Annotated in this window: 12 protein-coding genes; 7 read left to right on the top strand and 5 right to left on the bottom strand. The window is 34.3% G+C overall.

What is annotated here, in order from left to right:
* Positions 1–476 precede the first annotated feature (476 nt).
* From AC0NBN_RS11195 to AC0NBN_RS11205, 3 genes are all read right to left on the bottom strand, one after another.
* Positions 477–3,920, bottom strand: a complete 3,444-nt coding sequence (locus AC0NBN_RS11195) for a T9SS type A sorting domain-containing protein (RefSeq protein ID WP_160812716.1) — start codon at positions 3,918–3,920, stop codon at positions 477–479.
* Positions 3,921–4,177: 257 nt separating this feature from the next.
* Positions 4,178–5,317 (bottom strand): EpsG family protein, encoded by a 1,140-nt coding sequence (locus AC0NBN_RS11200; protein WP_160812715.1) that lies wholly within the window; start codon positions 5,315–5,317, stop codon positions 4,178–4,180.
* Positions 5,318–6,307 carry a hypothetical protein gene (locus AC0NBN_RS11205; RefSeq protein ID WP_160812714.1) on the bottom strand — a complete coding sequence of 330 codons (990 nt, stop codon included), beginning with the start codon at positions 6,305–6,307 and terminating at the stop codon, positions 5,318–5,320.
* A 185-nt stretch (positions 6,308–6,492) separates the two neighbouring features.
* On the opposite strand from AC0NBN_RS11205, the gene AC0NBN_RS11210 reads away from it, so the two are divergent.
* The 5 genes from AC0NBN_RS11210 (at position 6,493) to AC0NBN_RS11230 (ending at position 13,215) form a co-directional block, all read left to right on the top strand.
* The gene (locus AC0NBN_RS11210; RefSeq protein ID WP_160812713.1) at positions 6,493–10,152 is read left to right on the top strand and encodes an MMPL family transporter; all 3,660 of its coding nucleotides are present in this window, start codon (positions 6,493–6,495) and stop codon (positions 10,150–10,152) included.
* A 39-nt stretch (positions 10,153–10,191) separates the two neighbouring features.
* Positions 10,192–11,106: a dialkylrecorsinol condensing enzyme DarA gene (locus AC0NBN_RS11215; protein WP_160812712.1), complete on the top strand. Its 915-nt coding sequence runs from the start codon at positions 10,192–10,194 to the stop codon at positions 11,104–11,106.
* A gap of 1 nt (position 11,107) precedes the next feature.
* Positions 11,108–12,247 (top strand): dialkylresorcinol biosynthesis protein DarB, encoded by a 1,140-nt coding sequence (gene darB, locus AC0NBN_RS11220; RefSeq protein WP_160812711.1) that lies wholly within the window; start codon positions 11,108–11,110, stop codon positions 12,245–12,247.
* A complete protein-coding gene (locus AC0NBN_RS11225; protein WP_160812710.1) occupies positions 12,247–12,678 on the top strand; it encodes an ApeP family dehydratase in 432 nt (143 codons plus the stop codon). Before darB ends, AC0NBN_RS11225 begins: the two co-directional genes overlap by 1 nt.
* 96 nt (positions 12,679–12,774) lie before the next feature.
* Positions 12,775–13,215, top strand: coding sequence for an ApeP family dehydratase (locus AC0NBN_RS11230; protein ID WP_160812709.1), 441 nt, complete (start codon positions 12,775–12,777; stop codon positions 13,213–13,215).
* Between the two features lie 42 nt (positions 13,216–13,257).
* Here AC0NBN_RS11230 and AC0NBN_RS11235 read toward each other — a convergent pair whose 3' ends face one another.
* Both AC0NBN_RS11235 and AC0NBN_RS11240 read right to left on the bottom strand, forming a co-directional pair.
* Positions 13,258–13,764: a hypothetical protein gene (locus AC0NBN_RS11235; protein ID WP_160812708.1), complete on the bottom strand. Its 507-nt coding sequence runs from the start codon at positions 13,762–13,764 to the stop codon at positions 13,258–13,260.
* A 274-nt stretch (positions 13,765–14,038) separates the two neighbouring features.
* The gene (locus AC0NBN_RS11240) at positions 14,039–16,951 is read right to left on the bottom strand and encodes an insulinase family protein (protein ID WP_160812707.1); all 2,913 of its coding nucleotides are present in this window, start codon (positions 16,949–16,951) and stop codon (positions 14,039–14,041) included.
* Positions 16,952–17,786: 835 nt separating this feature from the next.
* On the opposite strand from AC0NBN_RS11240, the gene DarG reads away from it, so the two are divergent.
* Together DarG and darH are read left to right on the top strand one after the other, a co-directional pair.
* Complete coding sequence (gene DarG / locus AC0NBN_RS11245) at positions 17,787–18,191, top strand: flexirubin biosynthesis protein DarG (RefSeq protein ID WP_143883281.1); 405 nt, start codon at positions 17,787–17,789, stop codon at positions 18,189–18,191.
* A gap of 2 nt (positions 18,192–18,193) precedes the next feature.
* On the top strand, positions 18,194–19,189 hold the full coding sequence (gene darH, locus AC0NBN_RS11250; RefSeq protein WP_160812706.1) for a BtrH-related acyltransferase DarH: 996 nt from the start codon (positions 18,194–18,196) through the stop codon (positions 19,187–19,189).

Raw genomic sequence — 19,189 nt, forward strand, 5'->3', positions numbered from 1 at the left:
GCTTATTTAGAAAAAGTAGGGGAAACAATCAAACGGAAGAGTGAACTCACCAAAAAACGCAGAAAATGGGTCGTCGGAAGTAGGGATTACACCATAGACTTAGCTCAAAAAATTGCAACGGCGTAATTTGGGTTAAAACCGCCATCCTGATAATTAATAAGCCAGTCACCTAAAATATAGCCGTCTGAATTCGCATTGTGGATATACGTAAATACAATTGCAAACAATGCTGTTGCAATAATAACAAGATAGATTAAAATTTTAATACTGATATAAGACAGAATATTCTTCAAGTCTTTGTGTTTTCTAAGTTTGTCACAAAAAAGAAATAGCTCTCAAATCCGGACAATCTCATATTCAGTTCCAAAATTATGAAATTTGCCGTACTTGAAAGCTATTTTATGCAGAATGTAGCTAAATTTAGCTCAATTGCTATAATTTCAATGATTAAATATTTAGCATTACATAACTTAATTCTACCTTTTAATTATTTTAACAATACTCTCAGAATTGTTGATTCTTACCAGATAAGCACCCTGAACAAGTGACAAAACGTCTGTCTTCATGCTTTCAAACTTTCCTGATTGTATCAGCTGTCCTGAAACATTATAAATCTGGTAGTAATAATCTTTGGCTTCAGTTGCTTTAATATATAAAACATCTTTCACCGGATTTGGAAACAAAACAATTTGATTTTCTTTCACTTTGGTTTCAATTTCTTTCTCTGTAAAAATATTTGAGGCTTTTACAGAAGAAATTCCCGGAGAAACAAGTATCGCAGGAACAGGACCTTCTTCAAAACCATCCTGATTGGTTTTTACTTTTACGCAACGGCAATTCATTCCAAAATAAGGATCATTATTGTCGTGAAATGCGATAAGCCGATTGGCGGTAGAAGCGGCATTAAACAGAATATTCACCGGTCTTCCGATATAATTTGAATTTAAGGCTGCCGTCCATACTCCCGGAAACTGATAATTATTAACATTGAAAGTTCCTGTCGCTGCCTGATTAGCGGTAACACTTCTGAATCCGCGCGAACCTGAGTTGGGATAATTTCCTACGGAATAAGTAGGATTATTGAACATATAACCAATTGTTGTCGTCGTGGTATTTCTTACTCTTACTCCTGCATAATCAGTAATTACACTATAACTTGTCGCTACTTTCTTATCCTTTTTATACCAAGGTGAAATTCCATAATCTTTGTTTGTGATAATGGCTACACCTGTAAGATCAGGAATTCTCCATCCTTCGGGACAAGGATCGAATGGCGATTTTTCTCCGCCTCTGCCCCATCTTTCGGGAGCTGTATTAGGCTCATTCAAAAGCCAGTCTGTACCATTGGTGTAATTAGGCACCGCTGAATTGTATAGTGCAAATGAACTTGGAATCATGTAAACCAGAGGATTTCTAACCGAATAGGACAAAACTTTTGCTATTTTCTCATTTACTTTATCGGTTGCTAAAACATTCGCATTTGCGGAATTGGTGTATGTATTGTAAGGAACAATGTAATTACCTGACAAATTATTATACGTTGCCGGAGTAAGTGTAGTATAAACCACAGATCCCGATGAACCCACTGTTCCTAAAAAAACATTATAAGAAGCTCTTGTATCAGCATGCTGAAACGTCGGAATGGGATCTTTTCTTCCCCATTGATACTGTAACCCGGTAGAAGCTCTTATTTTAGCATATTCTGCGGCTGTAGGCGTTAAAGGATTGGCAACAATCGGAAAAGCATCTGTAGCGCCCAGATTACGATCCATAAACTCTGTTTTCAAAATACCTCCTTTTTCTACATAATTAATGTAATTCGGGGCAGAAGGATTGGGCATTTCGGTAGTGTAATTGTATGTTCCCACAGGAGTATCGGTTACCCAAATATGCCAAGACCAGTAAACAGGATTAGCAGTATTGCCATTATGCAGAGTAACAACAGCGTTTCCACTTTGGTTGGGAGCAATATTGACAACAATTTTGGAACTTGATAATGCTGAAACAGATCCGGGAGAAGGATTAATAATATTAACCGTGCTGATTAAAGCTGTATTGGTAGACCATAAAACATTTACTTTAAGATCATTAAAGCTTGAGGGATTTAAAATATCAGGATTGTTCAGTAACTGACTTTGGGCAGAAAATGCTTTCGTAACAGGAATTTCTATTACTGTTGCAACAGTACTTTTTACCACTTGATACGTATTTGGATTATTTAAACCTTCGGTAAAACTATTGGAAGAAGTAATAAACTCAGTCGGGAAATCATAATTATTAAGAAGGTAAAGCGGATCTTTTATACAACGGCATGCATTTGCATCGGAAGTTTTAGCCGCAGAAAGGGGCTTATACCAATATCTGCCTTTGATATTGGGATTTGAAGGATCCGGAATATCAGGTTGATACTGATCCGGAATCATAAATAACATTCTTGCACCTACAGCAGGGGTCGTATCATAAAATCTTGTCATTGTCGCTGTCCATAAAGCTACGTGATGCTGATCACTATATTGTCCATTATGTGCATCAATTAACACACCTCCCGTACCGGGAAAAATGCCCATGTCAAAACCTCCTGCATTTGATAAATCAAAACCAGCATTCATATACAGTTTAAAATCGGTCATAAAAGACGGTACACCACTATTATTTGGCTTTAGGATGTGGTAACCATTAGATTCAAAAGTATTTTTCCCTAAATTGGTTCTTACGCCAAACGGTGAAAAATCAATTCTTATATCATCAATATAACTGCCCGAAGCCTGATTAGCTACTAAAACTGATGGCAGTCTCCATCCATTAGGACAAGGGTCAAAAGCCGATTTATCCTGATAAGGAGCCGCTGCCGCATCTGTTGTGTAATCAGCTTCAAGTCTTCCTCGGGAGTTGTCTGACCACAGATTGAGCTCTGTAAGACGGTCATCAGACAAACTTACCGATCTACCAAACCAATTGACCATTAAATTGGTGTTATTATTGTAAAAAGCAAGGCCTGAATTATCATTCTTGTTAACATAAATAAGACTTAACGGATTTCTTACAGAAAGCCTAATATTATTATCTAATGTAGCATTAGATAGTAAAACAAATTTTCGTAAATTATCGAAGTTGGTTGCATTCACAAAGTTTTTGGCACCTCTGTGGCGGATTCTCCCTACAGAACCGGAAACTTCATAAAAATCATCTCCTTTATATACCAATGGAGGTATTGGATCTTTTCTTCCCCATTGATAAAGCAGTCCGCCATTTTTGATCCAGTCGTCCGCAGTATTGGAACTGCTGATAGCTCCCAGATTGCGATCCATCCAACCCCATTCTGAGTTTGGTATTACTTCAACTGTACCATCGCTTTTCTGTCTTTTTACAGCATCAAAACTTTTATACGAAGAGCCGTTTGTAGGATTATCTGTTACCCAGATATGCCAAGACCAGAAAATCTCTCCATTTACCTTATAAGCAATTACAGCGTTTCCTTCTTTTGATTTATTAATGGGAACTTTGATTTTAGCATCTTCTCCCGAACCTTCAATTTCTAATGTATAGTTGTTTCCAGATTTGATCAATCCGTGATTGTCTTCCCAGAGAACATCAGCCGTAACAGCGCCGGAAGGAATACTGGAGTACCCCAAATATTTGTAACCCAGCCACATTGCATAAGCTTTTTTTACAGGTATGTATAATCCGTCTTCTGCCTGAGAAGGATCAAACCAATAGGTATTGGGGGCTTTCATCCAGTCTTTACCTGTAGTTCTTCGGGCATTTAGAAATTCTATTTCTTGAATTTTATTTTTCAGACTGTCTTTTTCAGACTTATCGGAGACAAATATTTTTGTATTTTCTCGTAGATTATAAGCATAAACATCAGCAGAATGAAGATATAGAGCTGCCGCAATACAAAATAGGTAATGCTTTTTCATAATGTAATAATTTTGTGATTTTTAAATTTATAAAAAAAATAATTAAAATACCACAACCGATTAGAATTATATAATATTTAAACTAAATAAATTAAAAATCAGTTAAGATAAATTCTTTTAGGAATAAATTTAATTTCGATTTGGTTTAATACAAAATTACAATATTGAAAGAAATTACAATATGATTGAATAAATTTTTATTAAGATTTAATAAAAATTTATTCATCCGCAAAATAATGAAAGTATTATGAATATGATTACGGAAGTAAAAAATTCTTATATCGATCAACCGTGAAATTACCATTAACAATATTTCGGAAACTGGCAAAAACAATAAAGTTGAATAAAAACAAAGTAATGATAAATGTATGGATTAGCCTTTTGGTGCCATATGAAACAACATACATGGCATTAGGAATAATAATGTAGGAAAAACCAATAAAAGCACCTGCAAGTCTTGAGGAGAAAATAGGATTATTCCTGAAGATAAAATAAAAACATATTCCTATAACCGCATAATTCCTGTGATATTCATAATAAGGATACTTCTCTTTCATAGGTGTATCAAAATAGAATAAAAAGAAAGTAAGAATCGCCATCATTGCTTCCGGTATACCAATTCCTCCGTTAATTCGCTGAATGGATTCATCTACATACCCGTTAAAACCTTCTACAATCATCACATCTCCTGCTACACTATCCATAAAACTTCCGAAAACACGATACACCTCGAAAGGAGAGGCAAAAATAGATCCGATAATAAAAATAAGCATCCAGAATTTATTAATCGGAATTTTGGCTACCCAATACATCGGAAGAAAAACATAGCAGACATTGTGAATTCCTGCGCCAAGATAAATACACAAAAGATACATCAGCAGATTTTCCTGCTTTATATATCTTATACCGTAATAAACAATAAAAGATCCCAGACATTGTCTTATCTGACCGCTTTCCCCAATAAAAAACCCCGGAATAAACATGAAAAGCATAAATGTAAAAGGATAAAACGTATTATCCTCAATATACTCTACTTTCAATATAATTGTTATTACAGCAATAACAAGAGTCAGCATATAAAAAGGAGCATCAAAAATATTAAGCAAAAGTTTATTAATAAGGACAAACAGCCACTCAAGTTCCATTGGTTGCGGGCCTTCCATATACAAAGCCTTCATAATGATACTTATATAAAGTTTGGTATCCGAATAATTATAAATACCTACATAACTGCCATAATCAGGACCAACCTGATTTCTCAAACCGGCAAGAATAATAAGATACCCACCCAAAAACCAAAGCCATTTTTTTTCAACTTTTCTTCCGTAAACTTCCTGAAAGCTAAAAAATATCATAATGACGATAGCAATGATATAATATGGATGTAATAAACTCATTTATACAGTATAAGTGTTAACTCGGTAAGAAACAATAATAAAAGACGTCAGAATCATCGGCAAAAACAGCCGGCTCTCCCAAAAAAGCCCAACAAAAGTAATCATAAGCAAATAAGGCAGTGAAAAAAACAAATATTTTTTCATTATGATTTTTTGCTCAGAATTCCCCAATTGAAAGAAAAAATAATATCCCAACACTCCGAACATCAGTCCCGCAAGATTAAAAGGGCTGGTGAAATTTTTGATAACATAAACACCCTCAAAAAAAGAAGTCTCCTGAGGAATCATCAGCTTTAATGCAAAATATGGCAGCAAAAACGAAATAATCAGAAGTACAGTTTCTTTTAAAAACTCAGTTTTTTTCAGATCTCTAATATCTAAAAACAACGCTCCGAAAAAAGCAATATTAAGACAGGCGGTTTCTCTTACAAAGGTTGAAATAAAAACAGTAAAACAAAGCAACAGCAAATTTGATATTTTTCTGTTGTGATAATATTTTATTGTCAGTAAAACTCCCAAAAGGTAAAAAAATACTGCAATCAAGTCACAATTGGTTGGAACGTACTGCACAATAACGATAAAAAAAACGGCAAGGAGATGAAAAATCCTTTTAAACCTCCCATATATAATCCCCGTTGAATTTTCATTTAAAATTTTGTTTAAAACAATAGATGAAAAAATAAAAAAGAAAGCATTGATCACAAAAATGCTGTGATAAAAAACAGTGCCGTTTTTCAGAATAAAACTTTCCTGTGATGCAAAATAATTCTTTATCAGAAAATTCAGACAATCAACAACTTCCAACATTAAAAAATTCGGGATCACACGATAGGCATATACTGAAGAAAACATAAAGTCGGGAGCTTTCTGCATAGTTTTTAAACCGACATAGGCCGATTCGAAGCCATAATACGACATGAAAAACAGCAGAAACGGTAAAATTACTACAAACAGAAATCCGGAAAATTTTTCATCAATCGTTTTCAACATACGATCAGCATCTTTTTTAAGATGAATTTGTTTTTTTATTTCTTGCCAAAAAGGGAACTTATGCAAAAGTATAAGTTTTTTTCTTTTTATAATGAATATTTTACTGATTTTCAATTAAAACTTACGGATTAATAGTTTAATCTAACTCTTAAAAAATTAAATTTGCAACTTGATTTTCTCAGGCAATGCACCGCATTTTCATTTATTTATATTATCTAATTTCCAAAAACCGTGTCCTGTCCGCCGTTTTGACTTTGGGGATTTTATTATTCTGCGGATTTTTTGCTTCAAAAATTAATTTTGAAGAAGACATCAGCCAGATTATACCGAAAAACGAAAAATCTGATCTCACCGCAAAAGTACTCAGACAGCTCAACTTTTCAGATAAAATCGTTGTCATCATCGAAAAGAAAAATAATCTAAATGATGAATTCCGGCTTTCAGAAACTGCAGATGCTTTTTTGGCTCAAATCAAGCCTCTTCAAAATTATATTGATGCTGTAGAAGGAAAAGTTGATGAAAACCAGATTTCCGAAACGTTTGATTTTGTCAATCAGAACCTTCCGCTTTTTTTAGATGAAGAAGATTATAAAGAGATTGAGCATAAGCTCAATAATGACAGCATTGCAAAACAGGTAGAAAAGAATTACAGGTCTTTGGTTTCTCCTACGAGTTTGGTGACCAAAGAGTTTATCAAAAAAGATCCTTTAGGAATTACTTTTTTAGGTTTAAAAAAACTGAATACTCTCAACATTAGCGAAGATTTTAAGCTGGAAGACAATTATATTATTTCAAAAGACGGGAAAAACCTGCTGCTGTTTATCAGTCCCAAAAACAAGGGCAGCGAAACCAAAAACAACGAATTTTTTGTTGATGAACTGAATAAAATTAAAGAAAACCTCAATCATACATTCAAAGGAAAAACAGAAATCAGTTATTTCGGCTCACCCGTGATAGCGGTTGCCAATGCAGAACAAATTAAGAAAGATATTCAGAATACGGTCATTATTTCGATGACGGTTCTCCTGATTTTGCTGATGTATTATTTCAGAAACTTTTTCACTCCGCTGATTGTATTTTTACCCACGATTGTCTCAGTTTTCATATCACTGATGATTCTTTATTTTATAAAAGATAAAGTTTCTGCCATTTCGCTGGGAATTGGCGCTATTCTCATCGGAATTACTATTGATTATGCGCTGCACATTCTTACGCATTACAAACACAATAACAATATCGAGGAACTTTATAAAGAAATTACGCAGCCTGTTATTTTAAGCAGTGTTACAACAGCGGTTTCTTTTTTATGTCTTGTTTTTGTAAAATCGGAAGCACTCAAAGACCTCGGGCTTTTCGCAGCCATGACGGTTTTCATATCTTCTGTTGCTGCGCTTATCATTGTTCCGCAGCTGTATCATCCCAAATCTGAAAGCCAAAATTCTAAAACAAATTTTATTGATGCTATCGGAAACTATCCGTATGAAAAAAACAAACCGCTTGTTATCATCTGCACACTGATTATTATTGCCTGTCTTTTTGGTTTCAGACATGTTGGCTTTAATAAAAACATTGGAGATTTAAATTATATTCCTGAAGAATTAAAAATAAATGAAGCTAAAATTCAGAAACTTTCAGATATAACTTCCAAATCTGTTTACGCCATCTCTTACGGCAATTCTGAACAGGAAGCATTGGAAAAAAACTCTCAGCTATCACAACTTTTAGAAAAAGAAAAAAAAGACGGTAAAATCCTCAGCTATAATTCCATCGGAAACATTGTTTTATCTGAAAAAAAACAACGTGAAAAATTAGAACAGTGGAACCGTTTCTGGAATTCAGACCGCAAAACAGAAACCATTCATCAACTGGTTAAAAACGGTGATAAGTTTGGCTTTAATTCTTCCGCATTCAGTCGGTTTGATGAAAATCTGAACAAAAATTACGCTCTTTTAAACCTTAAAGATTATTCCGCAGTTAAAGCAATTCAGATAAAAGAATTTCTCAGTATTGAACATGGTTTTTACACCATTTCAAATGTTGTGAAAGTAGATGAAAATAACAGAAATGCTTTCATACAGGATGTTGAAAACAATCAGAAGGCTTTAGCAATCGACCGACAGCAGATGAACGAGAATTTTCTGGGTTTACTGAAAGATGATTTTAATACGCTGATCAACTATTCTCTTCTTGCCATTATTCTTACCATTATTCTGTTCTTCCGAAACTTTGAACTTTCACTTCTTACAATGTTTCCTATTGTTTTAACAGGAATTGTAACTGCAGGGCTTCTTTATTTCTTAGGATTGGAACTCAATATTTTCAGCACGGTAGTCTGCACGCTGGTTTTTGGTGTGGGAGACGATTTCAGCATTTTTCTTACAAAAGCAATGCAGAAAGAGCATACAACAGGAAAAAACGAACTTCCTACATACAGAATTTCAATTATTCTGGCAGTTTTCACCACGGTTCTATCCATCGGATCATTGATTTTTGCTAAGCATCCCGCTTTGCATTCTCTGGCTTTGGTGGCTTTAATAGGGATGTTTTCCGTAATTGTTATCACCTCAACTTTATATCCTTTCTGGTTTAGGTTTTTAATTATTAACCGTACAAAAAAAGGACTCTCACCTATTACACTGAGACTTTTTTTACATTCTGTTGTATCATTTTTATATTACGGCTTATTCGGTTTTGTCATTTCGGTTTTAGGAAGTTTTTTTGCCAAAAACGCCAAAGGAAAATCTTTATATATCATTAAATTGTTCGTTGCAAAATTTTTGGGATCTGTTTTGTACACCAATTTTTTTGTGAAGAAAAAAATCATCAGAAATCCAAAAGAAGACTTCAGCAGACCCGCTGTGATTATTGCTAATCATACTTCGTTTCTGGATACTTTAGCAGTAGCTTTGGTTACGCCTAAAATTGTTTTTTTAGTGAATGACTGGGTGTACAATTCTCCAGTTTTCGGAAAAATGGTAAGAGCTTTAGGCTTCTATCCTGTTTCTCAGGGAATTGAGAACGGACTTGAAAAACTGCGGGAAAAAGCAGATCAGGGATATTCTCTCATCGTTTTTCCTGAAGCAGAAAGATCGTATGATAATGATGTAAAGCGCTTCCATAAAGGCGCATTTTACCTTGCCGAACAGCTGCAGCTTGATATTTTACCCGTATACATTCATGGAAATTCAGAAGTTCTGCCGAAGGGAGATTTTATTATTTACAATGGAAAAATCACAATAAAAATTGGTGAAAGAATCCCGCTCAGGGACGAATCATTCGGAACAACTTATTCTGAAAGAACCAAGAAAATCAATGCCTATTTCCGTAAAGAGTTTGCTGCACTCAGACATGAGCTTGAAGATGAAAACTACTTTAGATACAAATTATTTCTAAGCTTTTTATATAAGGAAAATGAGGTGGTAAAATCGATAAAAGAAGATTTTAACCAAAATAAATCTGTTTATTCTGAACTGAATCAAATAATTCCTAAAGATGCCGTTGTTTTTCATATTGCCGATGATTTTGGGCAGAAAGATATTCTTCTCTCACTTCAGCAGGCAAAAAGAAAGATATTTTCATGGATTCGTGATGAAGAGAAGAGAAATATTGCCGAAAACAATTACTTAGTTCAGAAAAGATCAGTTTTTTATATTAAAAACCCATTTGAAATCACCAAAAAAGCTGACATTCTTTTAATTTCAGATCCCGCTTTTGATTTTGATGAAATAAAAGAAAATTATCCTTTCATTATTTTATTCAACATTAAAAATAAAAATTTTGAAAATTTAAATTATACCAAAGAATATGGCTCTGAATTTGTAAGCATTTTCCGCGTGAAAAAATAAATTTTAAAATCTTATTTTTGTAATTATTAAAATATTTTGATGCAAAAGAACATACTTGTCATCTATTATACACAAACCGGTCAGCTGGAAGATATTGTAAAGAATATTGCCCGTCCTTTTGAAGAAAAAAAAGACGAATACAACGTAACTTACTATTCTATTCAGCTTAAAGAAGACTTTCCTTTTCCGTGGCCAAGTGATGTTTTTTTCAACACATTTCCCGAGTCTTACCTGCAGATTCCAAGCGAAATCCTTCCTCCTCCGCAAGAAGTGCTCAATACAAAATTTGATCTGATTCTTTTTGGGTATCAGGTTTGGTATCTTACTCCTTCCATTCCTACAATTTCTTTTCTGAAAAGCGGTTATGCCGAAAGCATTATGAAAGATGTTCCCTTGGTAACCATTTCCGGAACCAGAAATATGTGGATGCTTTCTCAGGAAAAACTAAAAGTCTACCTGAAAAACCTCAATGCAAAACTGGTAGGAAATATTGCTCTGGTGGACAGACATGACAATTACACCAGCGTTCTGACAATCCTGCGATGGATGACCACCGGAAAAAAGGAAAAATCGGGAATGCTTCCTGCAGCCGGAGTTTCGGATGAAGAAATACAGGGTTCTGTAAAGTATGGAAGAATTATTGAAAAGCATTTTGAAAACAATTTTGAAAACTTACAGCCGGAACTCGTACAAAACGGAGCTGTAGAAATACGTCCTTTCCTGGTAAGAGTAGAAAAAGTAGGCAACAAAATCTTCACAGTATGGTCTCATCTCATCATCAAGAAAAAAGAGAAGCGTCCTTTGCTGATCAAATTCTTTAAGGTATATTTGATGGCAGCGATTTGGATTATTTCTCCGATTGTTCTTATATTTCACATACTTCTTGCTCCGCTGTTGTGGAGAAAGAGACAAAAACAAAGAGAATATTTACAAGGTATAAAATTAAAACAATAAAATGAACGAAGTATTTATAACCAAGGCATCTACATACTTGCCAAATGAGCCGATTTCTAATGATGAAATGGAAAGCTATCTTGGCCTGGTCAATAATACACCTTCTAAAGCTCGTGCTTTAATTCTTAGAAACAATAAGATCACTACGAGATACTACGCTTTAGATAAAAACGGAAAACCCACACATACCAACGCACAGATTACCGCAAGAGCTGTGGAAGGTCTCTTTGATGAACATTTCAAAAAAGAGGACATGGAACTTCTTTCGTGCGGAACCACTTCTGCAGATCAGATCCAGCCTTCTCATGCATCTATGGTACATGGAGAGCTGAATATAGGAAAATCAGTAGAAATTAATACTTCAACAGGATTGTGCAATTCCGGAATGAATGCCTTTAACTATGCTTTTTTAAATGTAAAAGCCGGAGTAAAAAACAACGCTGTCTGTGTAGGTTCTGAAAGGTTTTCTGCATGGATGACTGCCGACAAATTCAATCATGAAGCTGAGAATCTTAAGCTTTTAGAAGAAAAACCCATTGTTGCTTTCAAAAGAGAGTTTTTAAGATGGATGCTTTCTGATGGTGCGGGCGCTTTTTTGCTAGAAAATAAACCTAGAGAAAACAGCACTTCTTTAAGAGTAGAATGGATTGATTTTTATTCTTACGCTCATCAGATTGAAGCCTGTATGTATTCCGGCTGTGAAAAGCAGGAAGACGGAAGTTTGAAATCCTGGGCAGAATATCCCGCAGAAGAATGGCTGAACCAATCTATTTTTGCATTAAAACAAGATACAAAACTTTTAGACCAGTACATTCTGGTAAAAGGGGCAGAGAGTCTGAGAGCTTCTTTTGATAAACACGAGCTTGATCCTGATTCTATTGATCATGTACTCGCTCATATTTCTTCCGGCTATTTCAAAGAAGGTCTGAAAGAAGAGTTTGCCAACGTGGGTCTTGATTTTCCTTGGGAAAAATGGTTTTACAACCTTTCTGAAGTAGGAAATATTGGCGCAGGTTCTATTTTTATTGCGCTGGAACAGCTGATGAATTCAGGTAAGCTTAAAAAGGGTGAAAAAGTACTCCTTTGTATTCCCGAAAGCGGAAGATTTGCCTATTCTTGCTCATTACTAACAGTCGTTTAATGGTAAATCAGCTGCCTTCATCCGATCAAAATTTTGTGGAAAACCTTATTCCGCAGAAATTTCCTTTTGTAATGGTGAGTGAACTTACGGAGTATTCTGAAAATCATCTGGTTTCGGGCTTTACAATTAATGAAGACAACATCTTTGTAAGCAACGGAATTTTTCAGGCTTCAGGACTGATTGAGCATCAGGCTCAAAGTGTTGCACTTCACACCGGATATCAGTTTTATCTGTTGGGAAAAGAAGCTCCAACCGGATATATTGGTGCGATCAAATCTTTTGAAGCTGAAGCATTACCCAAAACGGGCGACATTCTGAAAACAGAAGTTCATATTCTCAACGAAATGCTGGGTGTAACTCTGGTAGAAATCACAACCAGTATCAACGGTAAAATGATTGCAAAATCGCAGATGAAAACAGTGGTAAAGTAGCCAAAAAGAGGAATATTATAATTTAATACTCAATAATCAACTTTTATATAAAAACCTAACGGGCTAAGAAGTCTGTTAGGTTTAATAAATTCAAATATGGAGTTACAACAAGAAAACCTGATCAACATTCATCATTTTTTACCGCATCGCGAGCCGATGCTGATGGTAGATTTTATTCTTGAACTTACTCCGGAGAAAGTGGTTACTTCTTTTGAGATTAAACCGGAAAATATTTTCGTTTACCATAATAAATTTATAGAAGCGGGACTGATTGAACATTCGGCACAGACTTCTTCTTCGATTCTGGGACAGAGCTTTTTTGAAAACCCCAACACACAAACTAAAGTTATCGGATTTATCACCAACATTAAAAAAATTGAAATTTTTGAACTTCCAAAAGCTGGAGAAAAGATTATTTCCAAAGCTTCTTTAATTTCAAAATACGAAAACATCTGTCAGATTTCCTGTGAAACCTTTTTAGATGAAAAATTACTAATTCGTACGGAAATGAGTCTGTTTATTCAGGAAATTGCATAAATATTATCTGCAAAAATTTCTACCATAATACAACTCAATTTATTATTGTAACTTTCTTACAGAAACATCCGGTGCTTCGCCTTGAGGAACAATGAAGATTGCATTATCACTTACCGTGTCACCGGGATCAAGATAATAACCTGCAACTACCGGAATTACTGAACTTACATATTTACCTTCTTTGTTATACGCCCAATAAGTTACGTTAAGGTTATGTGCTTTAGGTTTTAAATCAATCTTTTTTGAGGTTAATTTTGCTCCGGTCGCATTGATGCAGTTTACCTCAACTAAAGCAATATTGGTTACAATTTGTGGTGCGGTTGCCATTCTCATGTTAATACTTTTTCCACTGTTATTGGTAGCGGTTGCTGAAACTTTATACCGGTCAAAATTTTTACCTCCGACAGTGATAGATTCTTTATTTAAAATATTAAATGTTACCGATATACCATTCACATCGACAGTAGAGCCGTCGGTAATCTTTTGCGCATTAAAAGTTGTTAGAGAAAACAGCACAATAAATAGTGTTGAGAATACTAATTTTTTCATAATATAATTTTTAGTGACGAGTTAAGATATTATTAGTAATGTTTTAAATTCACATAAATACTTCTTAATTTAAGAATAAAATTAAACAATATTCCATTATCACAATCATATAATATAAAAAAAATACCACATTGTTAATTTTTAGTAATATAAAACGCTCTCATTATCTTTTAAATCAGCCATATTTTCTGATATATTTATTCAACACATTCATAATTATTATAAAAAAAGTGAGACATTTCTGCCTCACTTCAAACAATTTATATTAATGAAATTAATATCCGAAGATTTCTTCTAAAGTTACTTCTTTAAATTCTCCCATTTTATTGATTGATTCCATATTCAGATTTTCTCTCTTTCCGATGATGGCTGTATTGTACTTCAACGGCTTTATTTCTGTGTTGTAGAAATTGGTGAGTTGAGGTAAAGTCAGTGTCTGAATTTCAGCATAAATATCTTTTCTGATATCATAATCTACGCCTAATTTTTTAAGAGCCATTTGATTAAAGAAGATATTCGTTCTATTGATTCTGTTTGATGCTATCTGTTTCAAAGCTGAACCTTTTGAGTTCTCAAACTGCGCTGGAACCTGAGGGAAATCTGCCATTAAATCATTCATTGCACTTACCGCTAAAGGTAATTTATTTGCCTGAGTTCCGATATAATTGGTCACATAGTTAGACTTACCTTTTTCGGATGCATTTGCGAAAGAAACGTAAGCAGAATATGCCAGTGATTTACTCTCTCTGATTTCCTGAAAAACAATAGATGACAAACCTCTTCCGAAATATTCATTAAAAACATTCACTTTTCCAAAATCTGAAATGTTTACATCGCTGCCTTTGGCAACTTTAGACATTTCCATTTGTACCATGTCGTAATTGGTAAAATAAACTTTCCCCTGCGCTGCCGGTTCAGGATAATCTTTTGTTTTTGAAGGCTGTAAAGATGCATTGCTGATAAATGGCTTAACCGATTTTTCTAAATCTGACTGGCTGTCTCCATATAAAAATATTTCATAAGGATATTTATTCATTGTCTTGATTTTAGACATCAGTTCATTAACATTGATACTTTTCAGACGCTCTTTTGAGATAATATCGGTCATTCTCGATTCTTTACCATATTTAGCATAATTGGTAAGAGCAGCCATAATTCTGTTTTTATCTTTTTTGGCAGCTTCACGAGATTCAAGAATAGTTTTTACAGTCTGATCATAAATAGCCTGATCTGCTTTTACGTTGTTCATCCAATGATTAAGAAGCTCAACCCCTTTTTTCATATTTGCTTCAAGACCCGTTAATGTGATGAAAATCTGGTCATTTGAAGTTCTGAAACTATTGGAGATTCCGAGTTTGTAAAACTCTTCTTTTAACTGTTCAGGCGTATATCTGTCCGTTCCTAAATATTGCAGAACACTTACTCCTAAAGAAAGTTCCTTGTCATTGTCAGTCCCAAAAGGGAAAATATAGCTTACCTGAGCTACTTTATTGTATTTATTCTTTACAAAACTTACTTTTTTGTCTTTGATCTGACTGGTTGCAATGGCAGACTTATAGTCAACGAACTGAGGCTTAATTTCTGCAGGCTTAATTCCTAAAACCTCTTTCAAAAATGGTGACTGTGCCTCTCTGTTGATTTTGATCGGCGTAATTCCCGGATTTTCTACACGAACCAACTTATCATTCACTCCTTTTTCTTTGTAAATAACCACATAGTTATCTTTAAAGAAATCGTTGGCAAATTTTACAATATCAGCTTTTGTAATCTTTTCATACTGATTGATCTCATCCAGCTCCTGTTCCCAGGTTCTTTCATTGATATAGTTTCCGTAAAGCTCTGTTGCCAATCCATCTGCAGTTTCCCAGGATTTCATACGCTGAACTTTCATGTCATTCACAATAGCTTTCATCATCCAGTCCGGAAATTCACCTTTTTTCACAAGGTCAATCTGTGCCAAAAGAAGTTTCTTAGCCTCATCAAAACTTTGTCCTTCTTTTGGAGTAACCGATAAGTTGAAAGATCCGTAAGTTTTCAAAGGATTCGCATAAGCTCCCGCTCCTAATGTTTTTTGTTTCTGATTGATATTAAGGTCTATTAAACCTGCATCACCATTATTGCTTAAAATCTCCGCAACCATTGTAGCCAGTCTTGCCTGCTGAGTTCCGTAAGAATCTGTTCTCCAAGCCATTGTCATTCTTTGAGTTGACGGACTTTTTACAGTTCTTTCTACAATTTTAGTCATTGGCTCTTCAGAAACCATTTTCTTCATCGGCAACTCTTTGTATTTGAATGTGCCAAAATATTGATCAACTAATTTTATCGTTTTGTCGAAATCTAAATCTCCCACCAAAACTACCGCCATATTATTAGGCACATAATAGGTGTCAAAATATTTATGAATCGCCTTCATAGAAGGACTTTTCAAATGCTCGGAAGTTCCGATTGTCGTTTGCTGACCGTTAGGATGTTTAGGGAAAAGTGCATCCATTAATGCATAATTTACCAGACGTCCGTCATTATCCTGTGCTCTGTTGAATTCTTCGTAAACAGCTTCTAATTCTGTATGGAACAGCCTTAAAACCAATTCAGAAAAACGTTCTTTTTCAACTTTAAGCCATTTTTCAAGCTCGTTTGACGGGATATTGTTTTTGTAAACTGTTTCATCAAGCCAAGTATGAGCGTTGGTTCCGGTTGCTCCCAAAGACGAGATAGCCTTATCATACTCATTAGCAATGGCATACTTTGAAGCTTCCTGAGAAACCTCATCTATTTTTTTGTATAAAGCTTTCTTTTTCTCAGGATCTTTTTCAGCTTTGTGCTGCTCATAAAGATCTGAAATCTGGGCTAATAAAGCTTTTTCTTTTGCCCAGTCTGAAGTTCCCAAATGAGAAGTCCCTTTAAAGACCATATGCTCCAGATAATGAGCAAGACCAGTATTATCTGACGGATCGTTGTTAGATCCCGTTCTTACCGGAATATAGGTTTGAATTCTTGGTGCATCATCATTTTTAGCAAGATACACTTTAAGACCATTTTTCAGAGTATACACTCTTACTCCGGCAAGATCATTTTTTACGGTTTCGTAGCTGTAACCTTGTGGATCGGTCTGTTTTTGAGTTTCAAACTTCTGAGCCATTGCAATGATGGTACAGAAAAAAGAAACAGATATAAAAAATTTCTTCATATTGAATTTAAAATTTTAAAACAGATTAGTGTTATAAATGAATGGAATGTTACAGAATCTTTATTTTTTCACCATTGCCCGAAAATTTATATAATTTTACGACCATTAAAAAAAATTTAAGTAACGAACAACAAATTAAACGGCTAAAAATATTTTCTTTTTACCTTTCTTTTTCTATTCTAGCAAGCTAATTTAAAATAAATGGAACATCCTGCTAAAAGAACATGTAATTAAATTAAGACAACTATGAAAGTACTGAAAATCAAATCTATTATATCGTATTTACTGATCTGTAGTACAGATCAAAAGGGATTCCCAATCATTATAATGTTATTAATATATTTAGTAGATTTTTTTCAAAGCTTCACTTACAATAATTTAGGAATCTCTTGGAGTTCCTTTATCCTCAGCACATTAACAATTGCAACCCTATTTGTCTTTTTTAAATGTAAGAAATATGCAGATAGGTATTTACAGATATTTTGCTTTTTAGTACTACTAATTTCTTTAACAGTATTTTCTGGAATTTTTAACTTCAATTATTCGATTTCAAGCTTATACTTTTTATTGCCTTTTTTAATTTTCATAATTAGTTCAATCACATTAATTTTTATAAGTTTTAAGAAAATTGCATTACAAGACAAAATTTAGAAATCATCAAACCAAAAAAGAGACTGTCACCAAAAAGGCAGTCTTTTTTATTTAGCTACCGAATTAATGTAAAATATATTCTCTTAAAAGCTTAAATAAAGCTAATTATAACACAGACAAACCCATGTCCTGCAATTTTCTTATTTTAGCCAATTAATAACATAATTATTTAATAGATTTTTTTGTGAAAAAACAAGATCTGCCACAAGACGAAAGTAATCTGAAATCAGCAAATATGACCGAGGTGTTATACGTTACTGATGAAAATGATAATTATACCACCGCCAACAGTATTGGCTGGGATGCTAAAAAAGCCGCTCTCGAAGAGTCGCTTTCACTCATTAATGAAAGAATTGAAGAGGCAAAACAAAAAGTGGCAGACAATTTGGTAAGTCCAATTATCTATTTTATGGAACTTAATAAAATGGATTTTCAGGTACTTGCTTCCTACGTAGGGATGTGGCAATGGACGGTAAAACGCCATGCTAAACCCAATAAATTCAAAAAACTTAGTGATTCAACCCTGAAAAAATATGCCGACACTTTCGGAATTTCAGTAGACGAACTAAAAAACTTCGACGGTAAATAGTTATGCAAATCAACTTTGAACATCATCAGACTGCACACTGTGAAAACGGTGTAGCTTCTAATTTATTGCTTAATAAAGGTTTAAAAATCAGCGAACCTATGATTTTTGGAATAGGTTCCGGATTATTTTTTGTGTATTTACCTTTTTTAAAAGTAAATTTTGCACCGGGATTCAGCTACCGTCCTATGCCGGGTGCAATTTTCAGCAAAGCTGCAAAAAGATTGGGAATTAAAATCAAAAGACAAAAATTTTCTAATCCAAAAGAAGCGCAGACTGCTTTAGAAAAAAATTTAGAACAAAATATTCCTACAGGTTTACAGGTTGGGGTTTTCAACCTGACTTATTTCCCTGAAGAATATAAATTCCATTTCAACGCTCACAATCTTGTGGTTTACGGAAAAGAAAATGGCAAATTTCTGATCAGCGATCCCGTAATGGACTTCACGACTACTCTTTCCGAAGCAGAATTAGAAAAAGTAAGGTATGCAAAGGGTGCTTTAGCTCCAAAAGGTCATATGTACTTCCCAACTTATATTCCGGAAACTGTAAATCTTGAAGAAGCCATTAAAAAAGGCATCAAAGACACTTGTAAAAATATGCTAACTCCTGTCCCTATTATCGGTATTAAAGCCATGAGGTGGGTTGCAAAAAACATTCCGAAATGGGCTGAGAAAAAAGGTACAAAAACAACCAATCATTATCTCGGACAATTGATCAGAATGCAGGAAGAAATCGGTACCGGCGGTGGAGGATTCCGCTTTATTTACGGAGCTTTTCTTCAGGAAGCGGCAGAAATTCTTAAAAATGATCAATTGAGAGAACTTTCTAAAGAAATTACCGCCATTGGCGATCTTTGGAGAGACTTCGCCGTGGATATTGCAAGAGTGTATAAAAACAGAAATTCAAAAAGTGACATTTACAATCAGCTATCAAAATCAATGCTGCATATTGCTGATTTGGAGGAGGCTTTTTATAAGAAACTGAGAAAAGCGATTTAA

The organism is Chryseobacterium sp. L12 (genome assembly GCF_056133985.1).